12 protein-coding genes are annotated in these 16,134 nt (G+C 60.4%); 5 read left to right on the top strand and 7 right to left on the bottom strand.

What is annotated here, in order from left to right; genetic code table 11:
* Positions 1–154: 154 nt before the first annotated feature.
* A complete protein-coding gene (gyrA, locus tag FJD34_RS08590; RefSeq protein WP_032863156.1) occupies positions 155–2,809 on the bottom strand; it encodes a DNA gyrase subunit A in 2,655 nt (884 codons plus the stop codon).
* Between the two features lie 424 nt (positions 2,810–3,233).
* The gene (gene mtnA / locus FJD34_RS08585) at positions 3,234–4,310 is read right to left on the bottom strand and encodes an S-methyl-5-thioribose-1-phosphate isomerase (protein WP_090291605.1); all 1,077 of its coding nucleotides are present in this window, start codon (positions 4,308–4,310) and stop codon (positions 3,234–3,236) included.
* A 110-nt stretch (positions 4,311–4,420) separates the two neighbouring features.
* On the opposite strand from mtnA, the gene FJD34_RS08580 reads away from it, so the two are divergent.
* From FJD34_RS08580 to FJD34_RS08560, 5 genes are all read left to right on the top strand, one after another.
* Positions 4,421–5,752, top strand: coding sequence for a TRZ/ATZ family hydrolase (locus FJD34_RS08580; protein ID WP_065942628.1), 1,332 nt, complete (start codon positions 4,421–4,423; stop codon positions 5,750–5,752).
* Positions 5,753–5,815: 63 nt separating this feature from the next.
* Positions 5,816–6,514, top strand: a complete 699-nt coding sequence (gene ubiG / locus FJD34_RS08575) for a bifunctional 2-polyprenyl-6-hydroxyphenol methylase/3-demethylubiquinol 3-O-methyltransferase UbiG (protein WP_032863162.1) — start codon at positions 5,816–5,818, stop codon at positions 6,512–6,514.
* Between the two features lie 4 nt (positions 6,515–6,518).
* On the top strand, positions 6,519–7,190 hold the full coding sequence (gene mupP, locus FJD34_RS08570) for an N-acetylmuramic acid 6-phosphate phosphatase MupP (RefSeq protein WP_032863164.1): 672 nt from the start codon (positions 6,519–6,521) through the stop codon (positions 7,188–7,190).
* A 64-nt stretch (positions 7,191–7,254) separates the two neighbouring features.
* Positions 7,255–7,995, top strand: coding sequence for a YciK family oxidoreductase (locus FJD34_RS08565; RefSeq protein ID WP_032863166.1), 741 nt, complete (start codon positions 7,255–7,257; stop codon positions 7,993–7,995).
* 393 nt (positions 7,996–8,388) lie between these two features.
* Entirely contained in the window at positions 8,389–9,315 is a 927-nt protein-coding gene (locus FJD34_RS08560) for a GGDEF domain-containing protein (protein ID WP_090291607.1), read from the top strand.
* A 22-nt stretch (positions 9,316–9,337) separates the two neighbouring features.
* Here the strand turns inward: FJD34_RS08560 and FJD34_RS08555 are convergent, their stop codons facing one another.
* The 5 genes from FJD34_RS08555 to trhO form a co-directional block, all read right to left on the bottom strand.
* Positions 9,338–10,096: a TenA family transcriptional regulator gene (locus FJD34_RS08555; RefSeq protein WP_229752182.1), complete on the bottom strand. Its 759-nt coding sequence runs from the start codon at positions 10,094–10,096 to the stop codon at positions 9,338–9,340.
* Between the two features lie 79 nt (positions 10,097–10,175).
* Positions 10,176–12,638 (bottom strand): EAL domain-containing protein, encoded by a 2,463-nt coding sequence (locus FJD34_RS08550; protein ID WP_032863172.1) that lies wholly within the window; start codon positions 12,636–12,638, stop codon positions 10,176–10,178.
* 95 nt (positions 12,639–12,733) lie between these two features.
* Positions 12,734–14,554, bottom strand: coding sequence for an ABC transporter ATP-binding protein (locus FJD34_RS08545; protein WP_090291609.1), 1,821 nt, complete (start codon positions 14,552–14,554; stop codon positions 12,734–12,736).
* On the bottom strand, positions 14,547–15,149 hold the full coding sequence (locus FJD34_RS08540; RefSeq protein ID WP_174553309.1) for a DsbA family protein: 603 nt from the start codon (positions 15,147–15,149) through the stop codon (positions 14,547–14,549). The genes FJD34_RS08545 and FJD34_RS08540 overlap by 8 nt, the downstream gene beginning before the upstream one ends.
* 36 nt (positions 15,150–15,185) lie before the next feature.
* Positions 15,186–16,127, bottom strand: coding sequence for an oxygen-dependent tRNA uridine(34) hydroxylase TrhO (gene trhO / locus FJD34_RS08535; protein ID WP_032863175.1), 942 nt, complete (start codon positions 16,125–16,127; stop codon positions 15,186–15,188).
* Positions 16,128–16,134 lie beyond the last annotated feature (7 nt).

Raw genomic sequence — 16,134 nt, 5'->3', positions numbered from 1 at the left:
ATCCAATCTCGCTCTGATCTGTTGGTCACATAATTCGTGTTCGACACATAACCCCTGCAAGACCTCTCCCACAGGGGAATGCGCAGTATCGCAAACTTTCAAAAGGGACAAATAACAAGGGGGCGAATCTTCATCCGCCCCCTTGTTTGTCCGCTTACGCCTGCGGCTCTTCTTCGTCTGCGGCGGCATCGAGGGTTGGCTCGTCGACGTTGTCATCGCCGGCTGCGATCACCTCGCCATCGAATGCCTCACCCTCCAGCTCCTCACCTTCGACTTCCGACGGTTCCTGGACACGCTCCAGGCCCACCAGGGTCTCGTCGCTGGCCAGCTTGATCAAGGTCACGCCCTGGGTGTTACGACCCAGGCTCGACACTTCATCAACCCGGGTACGCACCAGGGTGCCCTGGTCGGAAATCAACATGATTTCCTCGCCATCGAGCACCTGGACCGCGCCAACCAGACGGCCGTTGCGATCATTGCTGACCATGGCGATAACGCCCTGGCCGCCACGCTTGTACTCGGGGAACTCGCCAATAGCGGTACGCTTGCCATAACCACGCGCCGAAGCCGTGAGGATCTGGCTGCCTTCTTCCGGGATCAGCATGGAAATCAGCTTCTGCCCTTCCGGCAAACGCATGCCACGCACACCACGGGCGGTACGGCCCATGGCACGCACGTCGGATTCCTTGAAGCGCGTCACCTTGCCACCGTCGGAGAACAGCATGACTTCACGCTCGCCATCGGTGATGGCGGCGGAGATCAACACGTCGCCTTCGTCCAGCTCCAGGGCAATCAGGCCCACGCTGCGTTGACGACTGAAGGATTCCAGCGGGGTCTTCTTCACGGTGCCTTTGGCGGTTGCCATGAAGATGAAGTGACCTTCGGTGTATTCCTCAACCGGCAGCATGGTGGTGATGTATTCATCAGTGTCCAGCGGCAGCAGGTTGACCAGCGGACGCCCACGGGCGGCGCGGGACGCTTCCGGGATTTCGTAGGTCTTGAGCCAGTACACCTTGCCTTTGCTGGAGAACAGCAGCAGCGTGGTGTGGCTGTTGGCAACCAGCAGGTGAGCGATGTAGTCCTCATCCTTGACGCCGGTAGCCGATTTACCTTTACCACCACGGCGCTGGGCCTGGTACGCAGCCAATGGCTGAGTCTTGGCGTAGCCACCGTGGGAAATGGTCACCACGCGCTCTTCTTCCGGGATCATGTCACCCAGGGTCAGGTCGAGGCGGGCATCGAGGATTTCGGTGCGGCGCACGTCGCCATATTCGGCGCGGATCACTTCCAGTTCTTCGCGGATCACTTCCATCAAGCGCACAGCGCTGTTGAGGATGCGGATCAACTCACCGATCTGGTTGAGAATCTCCTGGTACTCGGCCAGCAGCTTTTCATGCTCCAGACCGGTCAGGCGGTGCAGGCGCAGTTCCAGGATGGCCTGGGCCTGTTCCGGCGACAGGAAATACTTGCCGTCGCGCAGGCCGTATTGTGGGTCCAGGGTCTCCGGACGGCACGAATCGGCACCGGCGCGCTCAACCATCGCCACAACGGCGCTGGATTCCCACGGCATCTTGATCAGTGCTTCCTTGGCTTCCGACGGGGTCGGCGAAGCCTTGATCAGGGCGATAACCGGGTCGATGTTCGACAGCGCAACCGCCTGGCCTTCCAGGATGTGCCCACGCTCGCGAGCCTTGCGCAGCTCGAATACGGTACGACGGGTCACCACTTCGCGACGGTGACGCACGAAGGCTTCCAGCAGATCCTTGAGGTTCAGGATGCGCGGGCGACCGTCGATCAGGGCCACAACGTTGATACCAAACACGCTTTGCAGCTGGGTCTGGGCGTAGAGGTTGTTGAGGATCACCTCAGGCACTTCGCCACGACGCAGCTCGATCACCACGCGCATACCGTCTTTGTCGGACTCGTCGCGCAGTTCGGTGATGCCTTCCAGTTTCTTCTCTTTAACCAGCTCGGCGATCTTCTCGATCAGACGCGCCTTGTTCAACTGGTAAGGCAGTTCGGTGATGACGATCTGCTGGCGGCCACCGACCTTGTCGATGTCTTCGATCATCGAGCGGGCGCGCATATAGATGCGCCCGCGACCGGTGCGATAGGCTTCGATGATGCCGGCGCGACCGTTGATGATCGCGGCAGTCGGGAAGTCCGGGCCAGGGATGTATTGCATCAGCTCATCGACAGTCAGCTCGGGGTTGTCGATGAGGGCCAGGCAACCGTCGATGACTTCACCGAGGTTGTGTGGCGGGATGTTGGTGGCCATGCCCACGGCGATACCGCTGGAGCCGTTGACCAACAAGTTGGGAATACGGGTCGGCATGACCGCCGGGATCATTTCGGTGCCGTCGTAGTTCGGTACCCAGTCCACGGTTTCTTTATGCAGGTCGGCCAGCAGTTCGTGCGCCAGCTTGGTCATGCGCACTTCGGTGTATCGCATGGCCGCAGCATTATCGCCGTCCACCGAACCGAAGTTGCCCTGGCCGTCTACCAGCAGGTAGCGCAGGGAAAACGGCTGGGCCATCCGAACGATGGTGTCGTACACCGCAGTGTCGCCGTGAGGGTGATACTTACCGATCACGTCACCGACAACACGGGCAGATTTCTTGTACGGCTTGTTCCAGTCGTTACCCAGCTCGCTCATCGCGAACAGCACACGCCGGTGCACGGGCTTCAAGCCATCGCGCGCATCAGGCAGTGCCCGCCCGACAATTACGCTCATTGCGTAGTCGAGGTAGGACTGTTTCAGCTCGTCTTCGATATTGACCGGGAGGATTTCTTTGGCCAGTTCGCCCATGAGAAGCCTGATTCCTTTTTCGGGTGAAACTTCGTCACATCCATACGGGACAAACGAAGCTCGCCGCCGCCGACATGATGCCTGGCAACGACTTACGACAAATCAACGAGTTATGACACGGATCTGCGCATTAAAGGCCGCCCCTCGGGGTGACCTTGGAAACCGCCGAATGGTATCACAATCGCCGCCACGCACCTATCCCCCAGATGCGCATGGAGCGTAGTAAGTTGACGGATGACAGGCTTGAGGACGACGAGAGGGGCTCAGAGCTGGATCAAGGCTCGGATTTGCGTATGAATCCGAGGGTTTTGTTGGCTTTTCGGGCCAATCGCGAGCCAGCCCGCCCCCACATTTTGACTGTATTCACAGATCAAGGGTGGGAGCGGGCTTGCTCGCGCTTGCAATCTGCCAGACACCAACGCCCTTAGTGCAGGCGCTTACGGCACATCAACTTGGCCATCTTTGCGCTATCAGGCCGCTCGACGATGCCTTTTTCCGTCACGATCACGTCGATCAAGTCAGCAGGGGTCACGTCAAACACGGGGTTGAAGGCATTGACATCGGCAGCAAAGCGCTGCCCGGCAACCTCCAGCAACTCGCCGGCATCGCGCTCTTCCAGGGCGACGTCATCGCCAGTAGCCATCATCAGGTCCAGGGTCGAACTCGCCGCCACCACCATAAAGCGCACGCCATGGTGCATGGCGCACACCGCCAACTGATAAGTGCCGATCTTGCTGATGACATCACCATTAGCGGCGATGCAGTCGGCACCAACGATCACCCAGGTCACGCCCTTGGTTTTGAGAATATGCGCGCCCGCCGAGTCGGCGTTCACCGTGACCGGAATGCCCTCGCCCGCCAGCTCCCAGGCGGTCAACCGCGATCCGTGCAGCCACGGGCGGGTTTCGTTGGCGTAGACCTGCTCGACCATACCTTCCAGGAAAGCCGCACGGATCACCCCGAGAGCCGTGCCCACACCGCCGCTGGCCAAGGCCCCCGCATTGCCATGGGTCAGGATGGCCTGGGCGTTGCCCTGGTGCTTGCGGATCAACTCGACGCCCAATTGCGCCATCGTCAGGTTGGCTTCGCGGTCGCTTTCATGAATTGCGACAGCTTCGGCCTCCAGCACCGCCAGCGGGTCGGCGTGCTTCCGGAGGCGGTCCAGGCGATCGCGCATACGCTTGAGGGCCCAGAACAGGTTTGAAGCAGTAGGACGGGAGTTCGCCAGTAGCGCGTAGTCCTCTTCCCACGAGGCCTGCCAGTCACCACCCTCGGCGATCCGCCCGCGCGCGGCCAGCACCAGCCCGTAGGCAGCGCTGATGCCGATGGCCGGAGCGCCACGCACCACCATCGAGCGAATGGCTGCGGCCACCTCTTCGACAGTCGAGCACACGACCCAGCTTTCCCGAAACGGCAACGCACGCTGATCGAGCAGGTGCAGTGCGCCATCACGCCAATCGATGGCCTTCACCTTCTCCGCTGCCAACAGTCGATCGCGCATCCCTAACCCCGCACTCGTGAACAAAAGCCGCCGATTATAGCGATCCGCCAGCCAGGACGCTCGGGTATACTTCGCCCCTCTTTATATCACCGCCCCGGACGCTGCTCGCCATGACACCACCCGTTGCCCCGCTCGACCTCTTGCTACTGCCAACCTGGCTGGTACCGGTCGAGCCTGCCGGCGTGGTGCTCAAGGAGCATGGCCTGGGTATCCGCGACGGTCGCATTGCGTATATCGGGCCGCGTACGCAGGCCCTGAAGCTGGCGGCCCACGAAGTGCGCGAGTTGCCGGGCATACTGCTCAGCCCGGGCCTGGTCAATGCCCATGGCCACGCGGCGATGAGCCTGTTTCGCGGCCTGGCGGATGACCTGCCGCTGATGACCTGGCTGGAAAAACACATCTGGCCCGCCGAAGCCAAGTGGGTCGATGAAGCCTTCGTGCGCGACGGCACGGACCTGGCGATCGCCGAACAGATCAAGGGCGGCATTAGCTGCTTCTCGGACATGTACTTCTTCCCCAAGATCGCCAGCGAACGCGTGCACAACAGTGGTATCCGCGCGCAGATCGCGATTCCGATCCTCGACTTTGCGATCCCTGGCGCTGCCACCGCCGACGAGGCCCTGCGCCAGGGCATCGAACTGTTTGGCGACCTCAAGCACCACCCACGGATCAAAATCGCCTTTGGCCCCCACGCGCCCTATACCGTCAGCGATGCCAACCTGGAAAAAGTCCGGGTGATCGCCGAGGAGTTGGACGCAGCCATTCATATGCACATCCACGAAACCGCCTTTGAAGTGCAGCAGTCCGTTGAGCAGTACGGCGAACGCCCCCTGGCCCGCCTCGCCCGCCTGGGGTTGCTCGGCCCGCGCCTGCAGGCCGTTCATATGACCCAAATCAGCGAAGACGACCTGGCATTGCTGGTAGAAAGCAACAGCAGCGTAATCCACTGCCCGGAATCCAACCTGAAACTGGCCAGCGGCTTCTGCCCGGTGGAACGCCTGTGGCAGGCCGGCGTCAATGTGGCAGTAGGCACCGACGGCGCGGCAAGCAACAATGACCTGGATCTGCTGGGCGAAACCCGCACCGCTGCGCTACTGGCCAAAGCCGTCGCCGGCTCGGCCAGCGCCCTGGATGCCCATCGTGCGTTGCGCATGGCCACCCTCAACGGTGCGCGAGCGATGGGCCTGGAAGCTGAAATCGGCTCGCTGGAAGTAGGCAAGGCCGCGGATATCGTGGCCTTCGACCTGTCGGGACTGGCCCAGCAACCGATCTACGATCCGGTCTCGCAGCTTATATATGCCACCGGACGCGATTGTGTGAAACACCTTTGGGTCGGCGGCAAGCAACTGCTCGACGACCGGCAACTGACACGTATGGATGAACAGCAGTTGAGCGCCACAGCCGCTGCCTGGGGCCGGCGCATCAGCGGACACCACGAATAACGCCGGCCCTGGATCAGCATTCCAGGCCCGGCAAACCGTTTTATCGGATTTAGAGGACTACCCATGAGTAACGTCGACCACGCCGAAATCGCCAAATTCGAAGCCCTGGCCCATCGCTGGTGGGACCGCGAGAGCGAGTTCAAGCCCCTGCACGACATCAACCCGTTGCGGGTCAACTGGATCGACGAGCGCGTCAACCTGGCCGGCAAGAAAGTCCTCGACGTAGGCTGCGGTGGCGGCATTCTCAGCGAAGCCATGGCCCAGCGTGGCGCCACGGTCATGGGCATCGACATGGGCGAAGCGCCGCTGGCCGTGGCCCAACTGCATCAGTTGGAGTCGGGCGTGAGTGTGGAATACCGGCAGATCACTGCCGAAGACCTGGCCGAAGAGTTGCCCGAGCAGTTCGACGTGGTGACTTGCCTTGAGATGCTGGAGCACGTTCCAGACCCCTCATCAGTGATCCGCGCGTGTTTCCGTATGGTCAAGCCGGGCGGCCAGGTGTTCTTCTCCACCATCAACCGCAACCCCAAGGCCTACCTGTTCGCGATCATCGGCGCCGAATACATCATGAAGCTGCTGCCGCGCGGCACCCATGACTTCAAGAAATTCATCCGTCCTTCCGAACTGGGCGCCTGGAGCCGCCAGGCCGGGCTGACAGTCAAGGACATCATCGGCCTGACCTACAACCCACTGACCAAGCACTACAAGCTGGCCAGCGACGTGGACGTCAACTACATGATCCAGACCCTGCGAGAGGAATAAGCCTGTGAAGTTGAAAGCGGTTCTTTTCGACATGGACGGTACGCTGCTCGATACCGCGCCGGACTTTATCGCCATCTGCCAGGCCATGCGCGCCGAGCGCGGGCTTGCGCCGATCAACGACCAGCATATCCGTGATGAAATCTCCGGCGGCGCCCGGGCCATGGTTGCCGTGACATTCTCCATGGACCCCGAGTCCCCAGGCTTTGAAGCGTTGCGCCTGGAGTTCCTCGAACGCTACCTCAAGGGCTGCGCGATCCACAGCAAGTTGTTTGATGGCATGGCCGAACTGCTGGAAGACATCGAGCGGTCCAAGCTGATCTGGGGCGTGGTCACCAACAAGCCACTGCGCTTCGCCGAACCGATCATGCAGCAACTGGGCCTGGCCGAGCGCTCGGCCCTGTTGATTTGCCCGGACCACGTGAAGAACAGCAAGCCCGATCCGGAGCCACTGATCCTGGCCTGCAAGATGCTCGACCTGGACCCGGCCAGCGTGCTGTTCGTCGGCGATGACCTGCGCGATATCGAGTCGGGCCGCGACGCCGGCACCCGCACCGCTGCCGTCACCTACGGCTACATCCACCCCGACGACAATGCCCGTAACTGGGGCGCCGACGTCGTGGTCGATCACCCGCTGGAGCTGCGCAAGGTGCTCGATAGCGCACTCTGCAGTTGCTGACAGGTTAAATGAAGCTCCCACATTCAGATATGTGCTGCCCCACTGAATTTTGTTGAGGTCGATTATGTTTGATTACTCCGCACGCCCAGAATTGCTCAAGGACCGGGTCATCCTGGTCACCGGCGCCGGTCGCGGGATTGGTGCAGCGGCGGCCAAGACCTATGCCGCCCACGGTGCCACCGTGCTGTTGCTGGGCAAGACCGAAGCCAACCTGGCCCAGGTCTACGATGAAATCGAAGCCGCCGGCCACCCGCAGCCGGTGGTGATTCCGTTCAACCTGGAAACGGCCCTGCCTCATCAATACGATGAGCTGGCGGCAATGATCGAAAAAGAGTTCGGCCATCTCGACGGCCTACTGCACAACGCCTCGATCATTGGCCCACGCACCCCGATCGAACAGCTGTCGGGCGAAAACTTCATGCGCGTCATGCATATCAACGTCAATGCCATGTTTATGCTAACCGCGACCTTGCTGCCGTTGCTCAAGCTGTCCCAGGACGCTTCGGTGGTGTTCACCTCCAGCAGCGTCGGACGCAAGGGTCGCGCCTATTGGGGCGCCTATGGCGTGTCGAAATTCGCCACCGAAGGCCTGATGCAGACCCTGGCCGACGAACTCGACACCGTCGCCGCAGTGCGCGCCAACAGCATCAACCCCGGCGCCACCCGCACCAGCATGCGCGCCCAGGCTTACCCTGGAGAAAACCCGGCCAACAACCCGCTGCCGGAAGAGATCATGCCGGTCTATCTGTACCTGATGGGCCCGGACAGCTCAGGGATCAATGGGCAGGCGTTTGACGCGCAATAACCCTACGGCTAGCACTGGTTTCCTGTGGAAGCGGGCTTGCTCGCGAAGGCGGTATGTCAGTACCAAATTTATTGACTGATACACAGCCTTCGCGAGCAAGCCCGCCCCCACAAGGGGCCGGCGCCAAATTTCCAGCACTGTGCATACGCAATAAAATCCTATCCCATTGTTTTACAAGCAATAAAAAACATTGCACGAAATGGCACGCTTTTCGCTCAAGTTTGTTTAAGCAGGCGGCGCGACGTCAAGACGTGTGGCATGGGATCAGGGGTTATAACCCCCGGTAAAGCGGACTAGACTGTTACCTATGTTTTACGGAACTGAAGGAACAGTAAAACGCCGCTCCCACCGAGCCTGTAAGACAGCATTAAGTGCTTAGAGGCCTACCTGCTTATGAAAACACCGACCCAGACCAACGCAATTGACTTCGACAGTGCCAAATTGCAGCGCCTGGGCTTTGGCCAGCCTTCCCTGATTGCACGGCGCCCCATCAGCCTCGCGCAGTTGCGTCAGCAGTTGAACCTGCAATTGCAGACCAGCCTGGAACCCGAGCGGATCCTTGGCCTGTTCTTTCGCGAAGTGCAGCGCCTGGTGCCCCTGGATGCCCTGCAATACAGTCATGAAACCAGCGACCTGCGCCTGGAATATGGCCAGCGCGGCCATCATTCAGTGAGTTATAGCCTCAGCCATCAGGGTGAGCACCTGGGCGAACTGGTATTTCGCCGCAACCAGCGTTTCAGCGAAGAGGAACAGGGCAATCTGGAGTCGCTGCTGGCCAGTTTGCTCTATCCCATGCGCAACGCCTTGCTGTATCGCGCCGCGACCCGCAGCGCCCTGCGTGACCCACTGACCGAGACCGGCAACCGCATCGCCATGGACCAGACCCTGGGCCGAGAAATCGAGATGGCCAAGCGGCACCTGCATCCGCTGTCCTTGCTGATGCTCGACATCGATCACTTCAAGCGTATCAACGACAGCCACGGCCATGCCACGGGCGACAAGGTGCTCAAGGCCGTCGCCGCCTCGATCAAGAGCCAATTGCGCAATGTGGACATGGTGTTTCGGTTTGGCGGGGAAGAGTTTCTGATCCTGCTTTCCAACACCGGCCGGGATGCCGCAGCCATGGTGGGCGAACGTCTGCGCCAGGCAGCGCAGGCCCAGGACTATTGGGCGGACACCACGCGTATCGAATTGACGGTGAGCCTGGGTTGCTCGACCCTGTTGACCGGAGAGTCAGCCGAAAGCCTGCTGCGCCGGGCCGACAATGCCTTGTATGTGGCCAAGCGCGAAGGCCGCAACCGCCTGGCAATGGCGGGGTAAACGCTACCCCGCCATGCCTGGGTCAGGCTTCGCTGGCCGCCAGCACCTGGCGCTCGCGGGTCACCGGGGTTTTCTCCAACTGCATGCAGCGCTCCAGAAACAGATACATGTAGTCGTAGCTCTTGCACACGGCCTGGCGCAGTTCCACTTGCAGCGCCTTGCTCGGGTTCATCCCGGCCAGGGTGCAGATGATCTCCAACGCTTCCCATGGATGGGCGTCGTCATACTGGGCATGCATCTTCAGCCACTTCATGGCGCGCTTGCGATCTTCCTCGGGGAAAGCTGCGGCATAGACGCCCGTCGAACACACCAGCGCAGACCACTCCCCAGTGGCCCCCTCAATGGCGTAGTTGGTAGCGGCAATGGCCACGATCAACGAATCTGCCGAACTGGTGTGCCAGCACCAATGGCTCAGTGCATGCAACTCTGGCGGTACGTTCTGCGCCTGCAACTCCTCCAGGCCAACGCCATGGGCGCGTGCCCAGTGCATCCAATAATCGGCATGGTTCAGTTCCACGCGGATATTGCGCATCAGCCAACGCCGCGCCATATCCTCGCCAGGATGACGGGCAAACTTGGTCTTGGTCAGGTTTTGTGCCATGTACAACGCAAACTGTTCAACCACCGGCCATCCACCAATCAGGTAGTGGCGCATGGTTTTGGCACTGAGCTTGTTATCGCGCATGCGCTGGTACAGTTCGTGTTCGACAACCCGGCGCTTGCTCTCGCTACAGTCCTGGATCAATTGCTGAGCCCAGGTGGGGTAGCTTGAGGCCTCCATAAGCGGGCCGGTTCTGCTGAATGTGTCGATCACTGTCGGGCTCCTTTTGATGTGTGATGTGTACAGACCGGCAGATGCTTCAGCGGAACGTGCCGGGCGCCCTGAATAACAGGGGCTGCGGGCGCGCAGGTCGACACTGCAAACTATCAAAGGTAAACAATTGCGGGCGTTCAATCAGGTAGCCCTGAGCGTAGTCCACGCCAATCTCAAGCAATGCCTGCTCGATGTGCGGTGTCTCGACAAACTCGGCAATCGTACGTTTACCCATGACATGGCCGATGTGATTGATCACTTCGACCATGGCGCGGTTAATCGGGTCGTCCAGCATATCCTTTACGAAACTTCCATCGATCTTCAGGAAGTCTACAGGTAAATGTTTGAGGTAGGCGAATGAGGACATTCCGGCGCAAAAGTCATCCAGCGAGAAGCAACAACCTAACGCTTTGAGTTCGTTGATAAAACGAATGGCGCTACCCAAATTCGAGATGGCACTGGTTTCGGTGATTTCAAAACAGATCATGCCCGGAGGAATGTCATAGGCGGCGAACTTCTCCCGCAGGAAGCGCAGGAAGTCGTCATCGCCGATGGTAATGCCCGACAGGTTGATCGCACACATCGCCATCGGCCTGCCCGGGCGTTCGATCATGCAACGGGCAATGAGCTTGAACACGTTTTCTACCACCCAGCGGTCCAACGAGGTCATCAACCCGTAACGTTCAGCGGCTGGGATAAAGCTGTCGGGCAAGATGATCCGCCCCGCTTCATCGTGCAGGCGCAGCAGGATCTCGATATGCCCGGCACCCGCCACGGTGTGGCCCAAGGGTGCAATTTCCTGGGCATATAGGCAAAAACGGTCCTCTTCCAGGGCCATGTGCAAGCGCTGGATCCAGGCCATCTCGCCAAAGCGCAAGGACAACTCGGTGTCATCAGCGTGATAGACCTGCACCCGGTTGCGGCCTTTCTCCTTGGCCATGTAGCAGGCCATATCCGCGGCCCGCAATGAGGTTTCCAGGGTGGTCGGGGTGTGCGAGATATTCACCAGACCGATACTGACCGTGGTGACAAATGGCCGCCCTTTCCAGACGAAGTGCAGGTTTTGCACGGTGTGACGCAGGCTTTCGGCGATCTTTTCGGCCACCGACGCCGGGCAGTTCTCCAGCAGAATGCCGAACTCGTCGCCCCCCAGGCGGGCCAGGGTATCGCCTTCGCGCAGGTCCGATTGCAGCAGGGCGCAGATATGGCGCAGCAACTCATCGCCCGCCGCGTGGCCACAGGTGTCATTGACCAGCTTGAACTGGTCCAGGTCGAGAAACATCAAGGCGTGGTGCCCCGATTGCTGGCGCCCGACGCCATGCAGCGCTTGCTCCAGGCGGTATTCGAACTCGCGTCGGTTGGCAAGCCCGGTCAAGGCGTCATGGGTCGCCTGCCAGGACAGATTGGCAATGTACTGGCGCTCCTGGGTCATGTCGTGCAACACCAGCACTGCACCGCTGACTTTACCGGCACTGCGGATCGGCGCACCGACCAGGGTCACGGAGACGGTGCTGCCATCCAGGCGCTGGATCAGCTTGGAATGCTCGCTGCCACCGCTGAGCTGGCCACCCAGGATGTGATCGATCAGGGTAAACCCATCGGCCTGGGCGTTTTCATCCAGCAGGTTGAACAACGCGGCCAAAGGCAGGCCCTGGGCCTGGGCAGCATTCCAGTGGGTCAGGAATTCCGCCGCCGGGTTCATATAGGCAATCGCGCCATCGACATCGGTGGTGATCACTCCGTCGCCGATGGACTCCAGGGTGATCTGTGCCCGCTCCTTCTCCAGTTGCAAGGCATCGGCAAACGCATGACGCTGGGCCAATAGTTTGCGCGTGCGCAACAACGCCAAGGCAATCAGGCCCAGGGCGGTGGCCAGGTTGGTGATCAGCAACAGGCGCAGAATCATCCTGGAGCCTTCGCCCAACGCATCACTGAAGGCCTTGGCCGCCGGCGTCACGCCATCGTTGATCGCGATAATGCGCTCTTTCCAGGCACGGATCTCGCTGCTGCTGACCTGGTTGGCCAGGATTGCCCGGTGCATCTCCTGCGCCAGGTCATCGAGTTGCACCAGGTAACCATCGCCCACGGTCCACAACTCGATGGCCTTCTCCAGATAGCTGAAATGGCGAAAGTTGAGGTACAGCCAGATCACGCTCGATACGTCATCAGGATGATTGCCACCCTTGAGAATGCCCAGGCGCGCGGCCGTCAGGTCAGGGCTGGGGCGATCCAGGGCCACACGCAACTCATGCCCGCCCTGTGGCACGGCAATGGCGTTCTGGTATTTGAGAAAAGTCGCCTGGTCACGGTTGTCGGCGTACAGGGTCAGGTAGTAGATGGCGTCTTTCTGGCCCTTGGACCACAGGCTCTCGCCCGCCACATAGCCGCGCACGGCCGACAGCATGTAAAGACTGACGCACCCCAGCAATGCCTGGAACAGCACGACAGCAATAAAGGGCCAGACAATACCCAGTAACCGGGGTGTTCCGAGAGTTCGCTTCTGCTTCATGAGGTCCCTTGCATCAGCACAGGCGAGTAAAAACTGCTCCTGACAGCACAGCCGAGGCCAAACGCGATCCCTCCAGGATAGGGGCCAGGATCGATTCAGCGAACTTGTTGCAAGTGTCCATAAAGCTTGGCGTACAAACCGCCATCGGCAATCAGTTGCTGGTGGTCGCCATCTTCGGCAATGTGCCCACCGTCAAACACCAACACCCTATCAGCCTGCTTCACCGCCGACAAACGGTGAGCAATGATCAGTGTAGTACGCCCACTGAGAAACCGCGCCAGCGCCTGGTGCAGGTTGTACTCGGTGGCCGCATCCAGGGCCGAGGTGGCTTCGTCGAGAATCACCACCTTTGGCTCGGCCAGCACCATCCGGGCAATCGCCAGACGTTGGCGCTGGCCACCGGACAAACGTACCCCCGAGCGCCCGACAATGCTGTCCAGGCCCTGAGGCAACCCTTTGACCGTAGCATCCAACTGGGCAATTTCAAGGGCCTGCCAACAGGCCTGGTCGCTGCGTTCGCGGCCCATGGTCAGGTTGGCGCGCACGGTGTCATTGAACAGCGCGGGATGTTGCAGCACCACCGCGACATGCTCGCGGATGGTTTCCAGGCCAATCGCCTGCTGAGTCGCGCCACCGAAACGGATCGTGCCCGCTTGTGGGGTGTAGAGCCCCAGCAGCAGTTGCACCAAGGTACTTTTACCGCCGCCGCTGGCGCCGACAATCGCGACCTTCTCGCCCGGCGCAATGGCCAGGTTCAGCTGATTGAGCACTAACTCCTCGCCGTAGCCGAAATCCAGGCCCCGCACCTCGATGCCCACGGTTTCGCACCCGGTAAACGGATCCTCGCCCCCGGTATATTGCGGTTCGTCGGCACGGGCCAGCAGTTCGTTGATCCGCGTCAGCGCGCCACCGGCGGCGTAGTAGGCGTATTGCAGGTTCAGCAGTTGCTCCACCGGACCGATCATGAACCACAGGTAGCTGAACACCGCGAGCATCTGACCGATGGACAGGTCGGAAAACAGCACGGTGAGCATCGCCGCCGCACGAAAAATATCGATGCCAAACTGGAACAGCAAGCCACTGGCCCTGCTGGAGGCATCGCTTTTCCACTGGGAGTTGATGGCAAAATCGCGCACTTCCTGGGCGCGCTGCCCCAGGCGCCCGAGGAAAAAGCCCTGGCGATTGCCAGCGCGTACTTCCTGGATAGCATCGAGGGTTTCCGTCAGGGCCTGGGTAAACCGCGAGGTGCTGTCGTTTTCCAGCTTCTTGAGGTGCTTGACCCGCTTGCCCAACTGCACCGTGGCGTAGATCACCAGCGGGTTGAACAGCAGGATCAACAGCGCCAGCTGCCAGTGCATCCACATCAGGATCCCGGAGGTGCCAACCAGGGTCAGCATGGCCACCAGGAAACGACTCAAGGTTTCACCGACAAACTTGTCCACAGTGTCCAGGTCAGTGACCAGGTGCGTGGTCACGGTGCCGCTGCCCAGGCTTTCGTATTCGCCCAGGGAGACGCGCTTGAGCCGTTCGATCAGCCGCACACGGATCCGGTAGACAATGTCCTTGGCCAGCCCTGCAAACAAGCGCGCCTGGACCACGTTGAATACCAACGCCGCGCAACGCAGGATCAGGGTGATCAGCAGCATCAGGCCGATATAGCCAGCAGCCTGTTGCCAGGCCGTAGGCAATGCGTGGTTCATCACCTTCAACGCGGCATCGCCATTGCCCAGCAGTACCTCATCCACCAGCAGGGGCAGGAGCAAGGGAATTGGTACGCTGCACAAGGTCGCCAATACCGCGACCCCATTGGCAATCCACAGGGCTTTTTTATGGCGCAGGGCCAGGCGGCGAATTTCTGCCCAGGTCAGCCGATCGATGCGTGCGCGTGGCTCGCCGGTATGAGACGGGTCATGCACAGGCAGCTCGCTCCAGCCAGCGACCGAGCAAAGGCGACAGCTCGGACAGCGGCTGGTAGCCGTTGGTCAACAACGCCAACTGACCATTGCGTTCGGCCAGCAACGTGGGGAACCCAGCGATGCCCAGGTCCTGCACCCAGGTGAAATCGGCGGCCGTGGCGGCATGCTGTTCAGCGCGGTCAAAGGCCTCGGCAAATTCGATACGCGGCACGCCCGCAGTCTCGGCCAGCTCCACCAGCACACTGGCGCGGGTCACATCGCGACCTTCGACATAAAACGCCTGCTGGATCAGCCCGAGCAACGTCCAGGCGCAATCCGGCGCCAGGCTGCGCGCTGTGACTATCGCGCGGCATGCCGGCTCCGTGTCATACACAAAACCGTCAGGCAAGGCGCCCTCCAGGCGAAACGGCTGGCCAGTGGCCTCAGTCACCGCCTGCCAGTGCTCCAGGATATAGCGCCGGGTGGCCGGCTCCAGCGCCGCGCCACTGCCGGTACGCAAACCGCCCACCACCAGGTGCAGCTCCACGCCCGCCGCCTGGGCCTGCTCGACCAAGGCCTTGGCCACCGGGGCAAAACCCCAGCACCAGGAACACATCGGGTCCATTACATAGAGCAGGCGTGCAGACATGGTTCAAGCCTCGGTGGATGATTGCTTGTAGTTGTAACCAATCGGGTGCGGCATGTTGCGGGCCTTGGCCAGTTCGATCTGCTTCTGGCGGTCGATCGCACTGCGACGGGTCTTCTCGGACAGCTTATCCCAGCAATGCGGGCAACTGATGCCAGCCACATAATGCTCGGATGCGCGATCCTCTACGCTAATCGGTGTGCGGCAAGCATGACATTGATCGTAGTCACCTTCGCTCAAGTCGTGGCGTACGGTCACGCGATTATCGAAAACAAAGCAGTCGCCCTGCCATTTGGTTTCTTCCTGCGGTACCTCTTCGAGGTACTTGAGGATGCCGCCCTTGAGGTGATACACCTCGTCGAAGCCTTCGCTGAGCATATAGCTCGAAGCTTTTTCACAGCGAATGCCGCCGGTACAGAACATGGCAACTTTCTTGTGCTTGGCTGGATCGAAGTTGGCTTTGATGTAGTCGGGAAATTCGCGAAAACTCGTGGTTTTCGGGTCAATCGCGCCTTCGAAGGTGCCGATCGACACTTCATAGTCGTTACGGGTGTCGATCAACAGCACTTCTGGGTCGCTGATCAACGCGTTCCAGTCTTGTGGATCAACATAGGTGCCGACTTTTTTGTTGGGGTCGACGCCTTCGACGCCCAGGGTCACGATCTCTTTCTTGAGCTTGACCTTGGTGCGATAGAACGGCTGCTCGTCGCAGTACGACTCTTTGTGGTCGATGTCGACCATGCGCGGGTCGTTCTTCAGCCAGGTCATCAGGCCATCAATGCCTTCGCGGCTACCGGAAACGGTGCCGTTGATGCCTTCTTCGGCGATCAGCAAGGTGCCCTTGATGCCGTTGTCGACCATGGCTTGCAGCAGAGGCTCGCGCAGGGTGACGTAATCTTCGAGGGTGACGAACTTATACAGTGCCGCCACGACGATGGGTTGTGTCATGGGTGTT

This window comes from Pseudomonas brenneri (genome assembly GCF_007858285.1).
In the GTDB taxonomy this organism is placed as follows: Bacteria; Pseudomonadota; Gammaproteobacteria; order Pseudomonadales; family Pseudomonadaceae; genus Aquipseudomonas; species Aquipseudomonas brenneri.
Note: the sequence above shows the minus strand (reverse complement) of the source record. Positions and strands in the feature narration are given on the sequence as shown.

Coding starts and splice junctions, on each gene's coding strand:
- gyrA (WP_032863156.1), bottom strand. CDS start 2,809: ATGGGCGAACTGGCCAAAGAAATCCTCCCGGTCAATATCGAAGACGAG.
- mtnA (WP_090291605.1), bottom strand. CDS start 4,310: ATGCGCGATCGACTGTTGGCAGCGGAGAAGGTGAAGGCCATCGATTGG.
- FJD34_RS08580 (WP_065942628.1), top strand. CDS start 4,421: ATGACACCACCCGTTGCCCCGCTCGACCTCTTGCTACTGCCAACCTGG.
- ubiG (WP_032863162.1), top strand. CDS start 5,816: ATGAGTAACGTCGACCACGCCGAAATCGCCAAATTCGAAGCCCTGGCC.
- FJD34_RS08565 (WP_032863166.1), top strand. CDS start 7,255: ATGTTTGATTACTCCGCACGCCCAGAATTGCTCAAGGACCGGGTCATC.
- FJD34_RS08560 (WP_090291607.1), top strand. CDS start 8,389: ATGAAAACACCGACCCAGACCAACGCAATTGACTTCGACAGTGCCAAA.
- FJD34_RS08555 (WP_229752182.1), bottom strand. CDS start 10,096: ATGGAGGCCTCAAGCTACCCCACCTGGGCTCAGCAATTGATCCAGGAC.
- FJD34_RS08550 (WP_032863172.1), bottom strand. CDS start 12,638: ATGAAGCAGAAGCGAACTCTCGGAACACCCCGGTTACTGGGTATTGTC.
- FJD34_RS08540 (WP_174553309.1), bottom strand. CDS start 15,149: ATGTGTTCCTGGTGCTGGGGTTTTGCCCCGGTGGCCAAGGCCTTGGTC.
- trhO (WP_032863175.1), bottom strand. CDS start 16,127: ATGACACAACCCATCGTCGTGGCGGCACTGTATAAGTTCGTCACCCTC.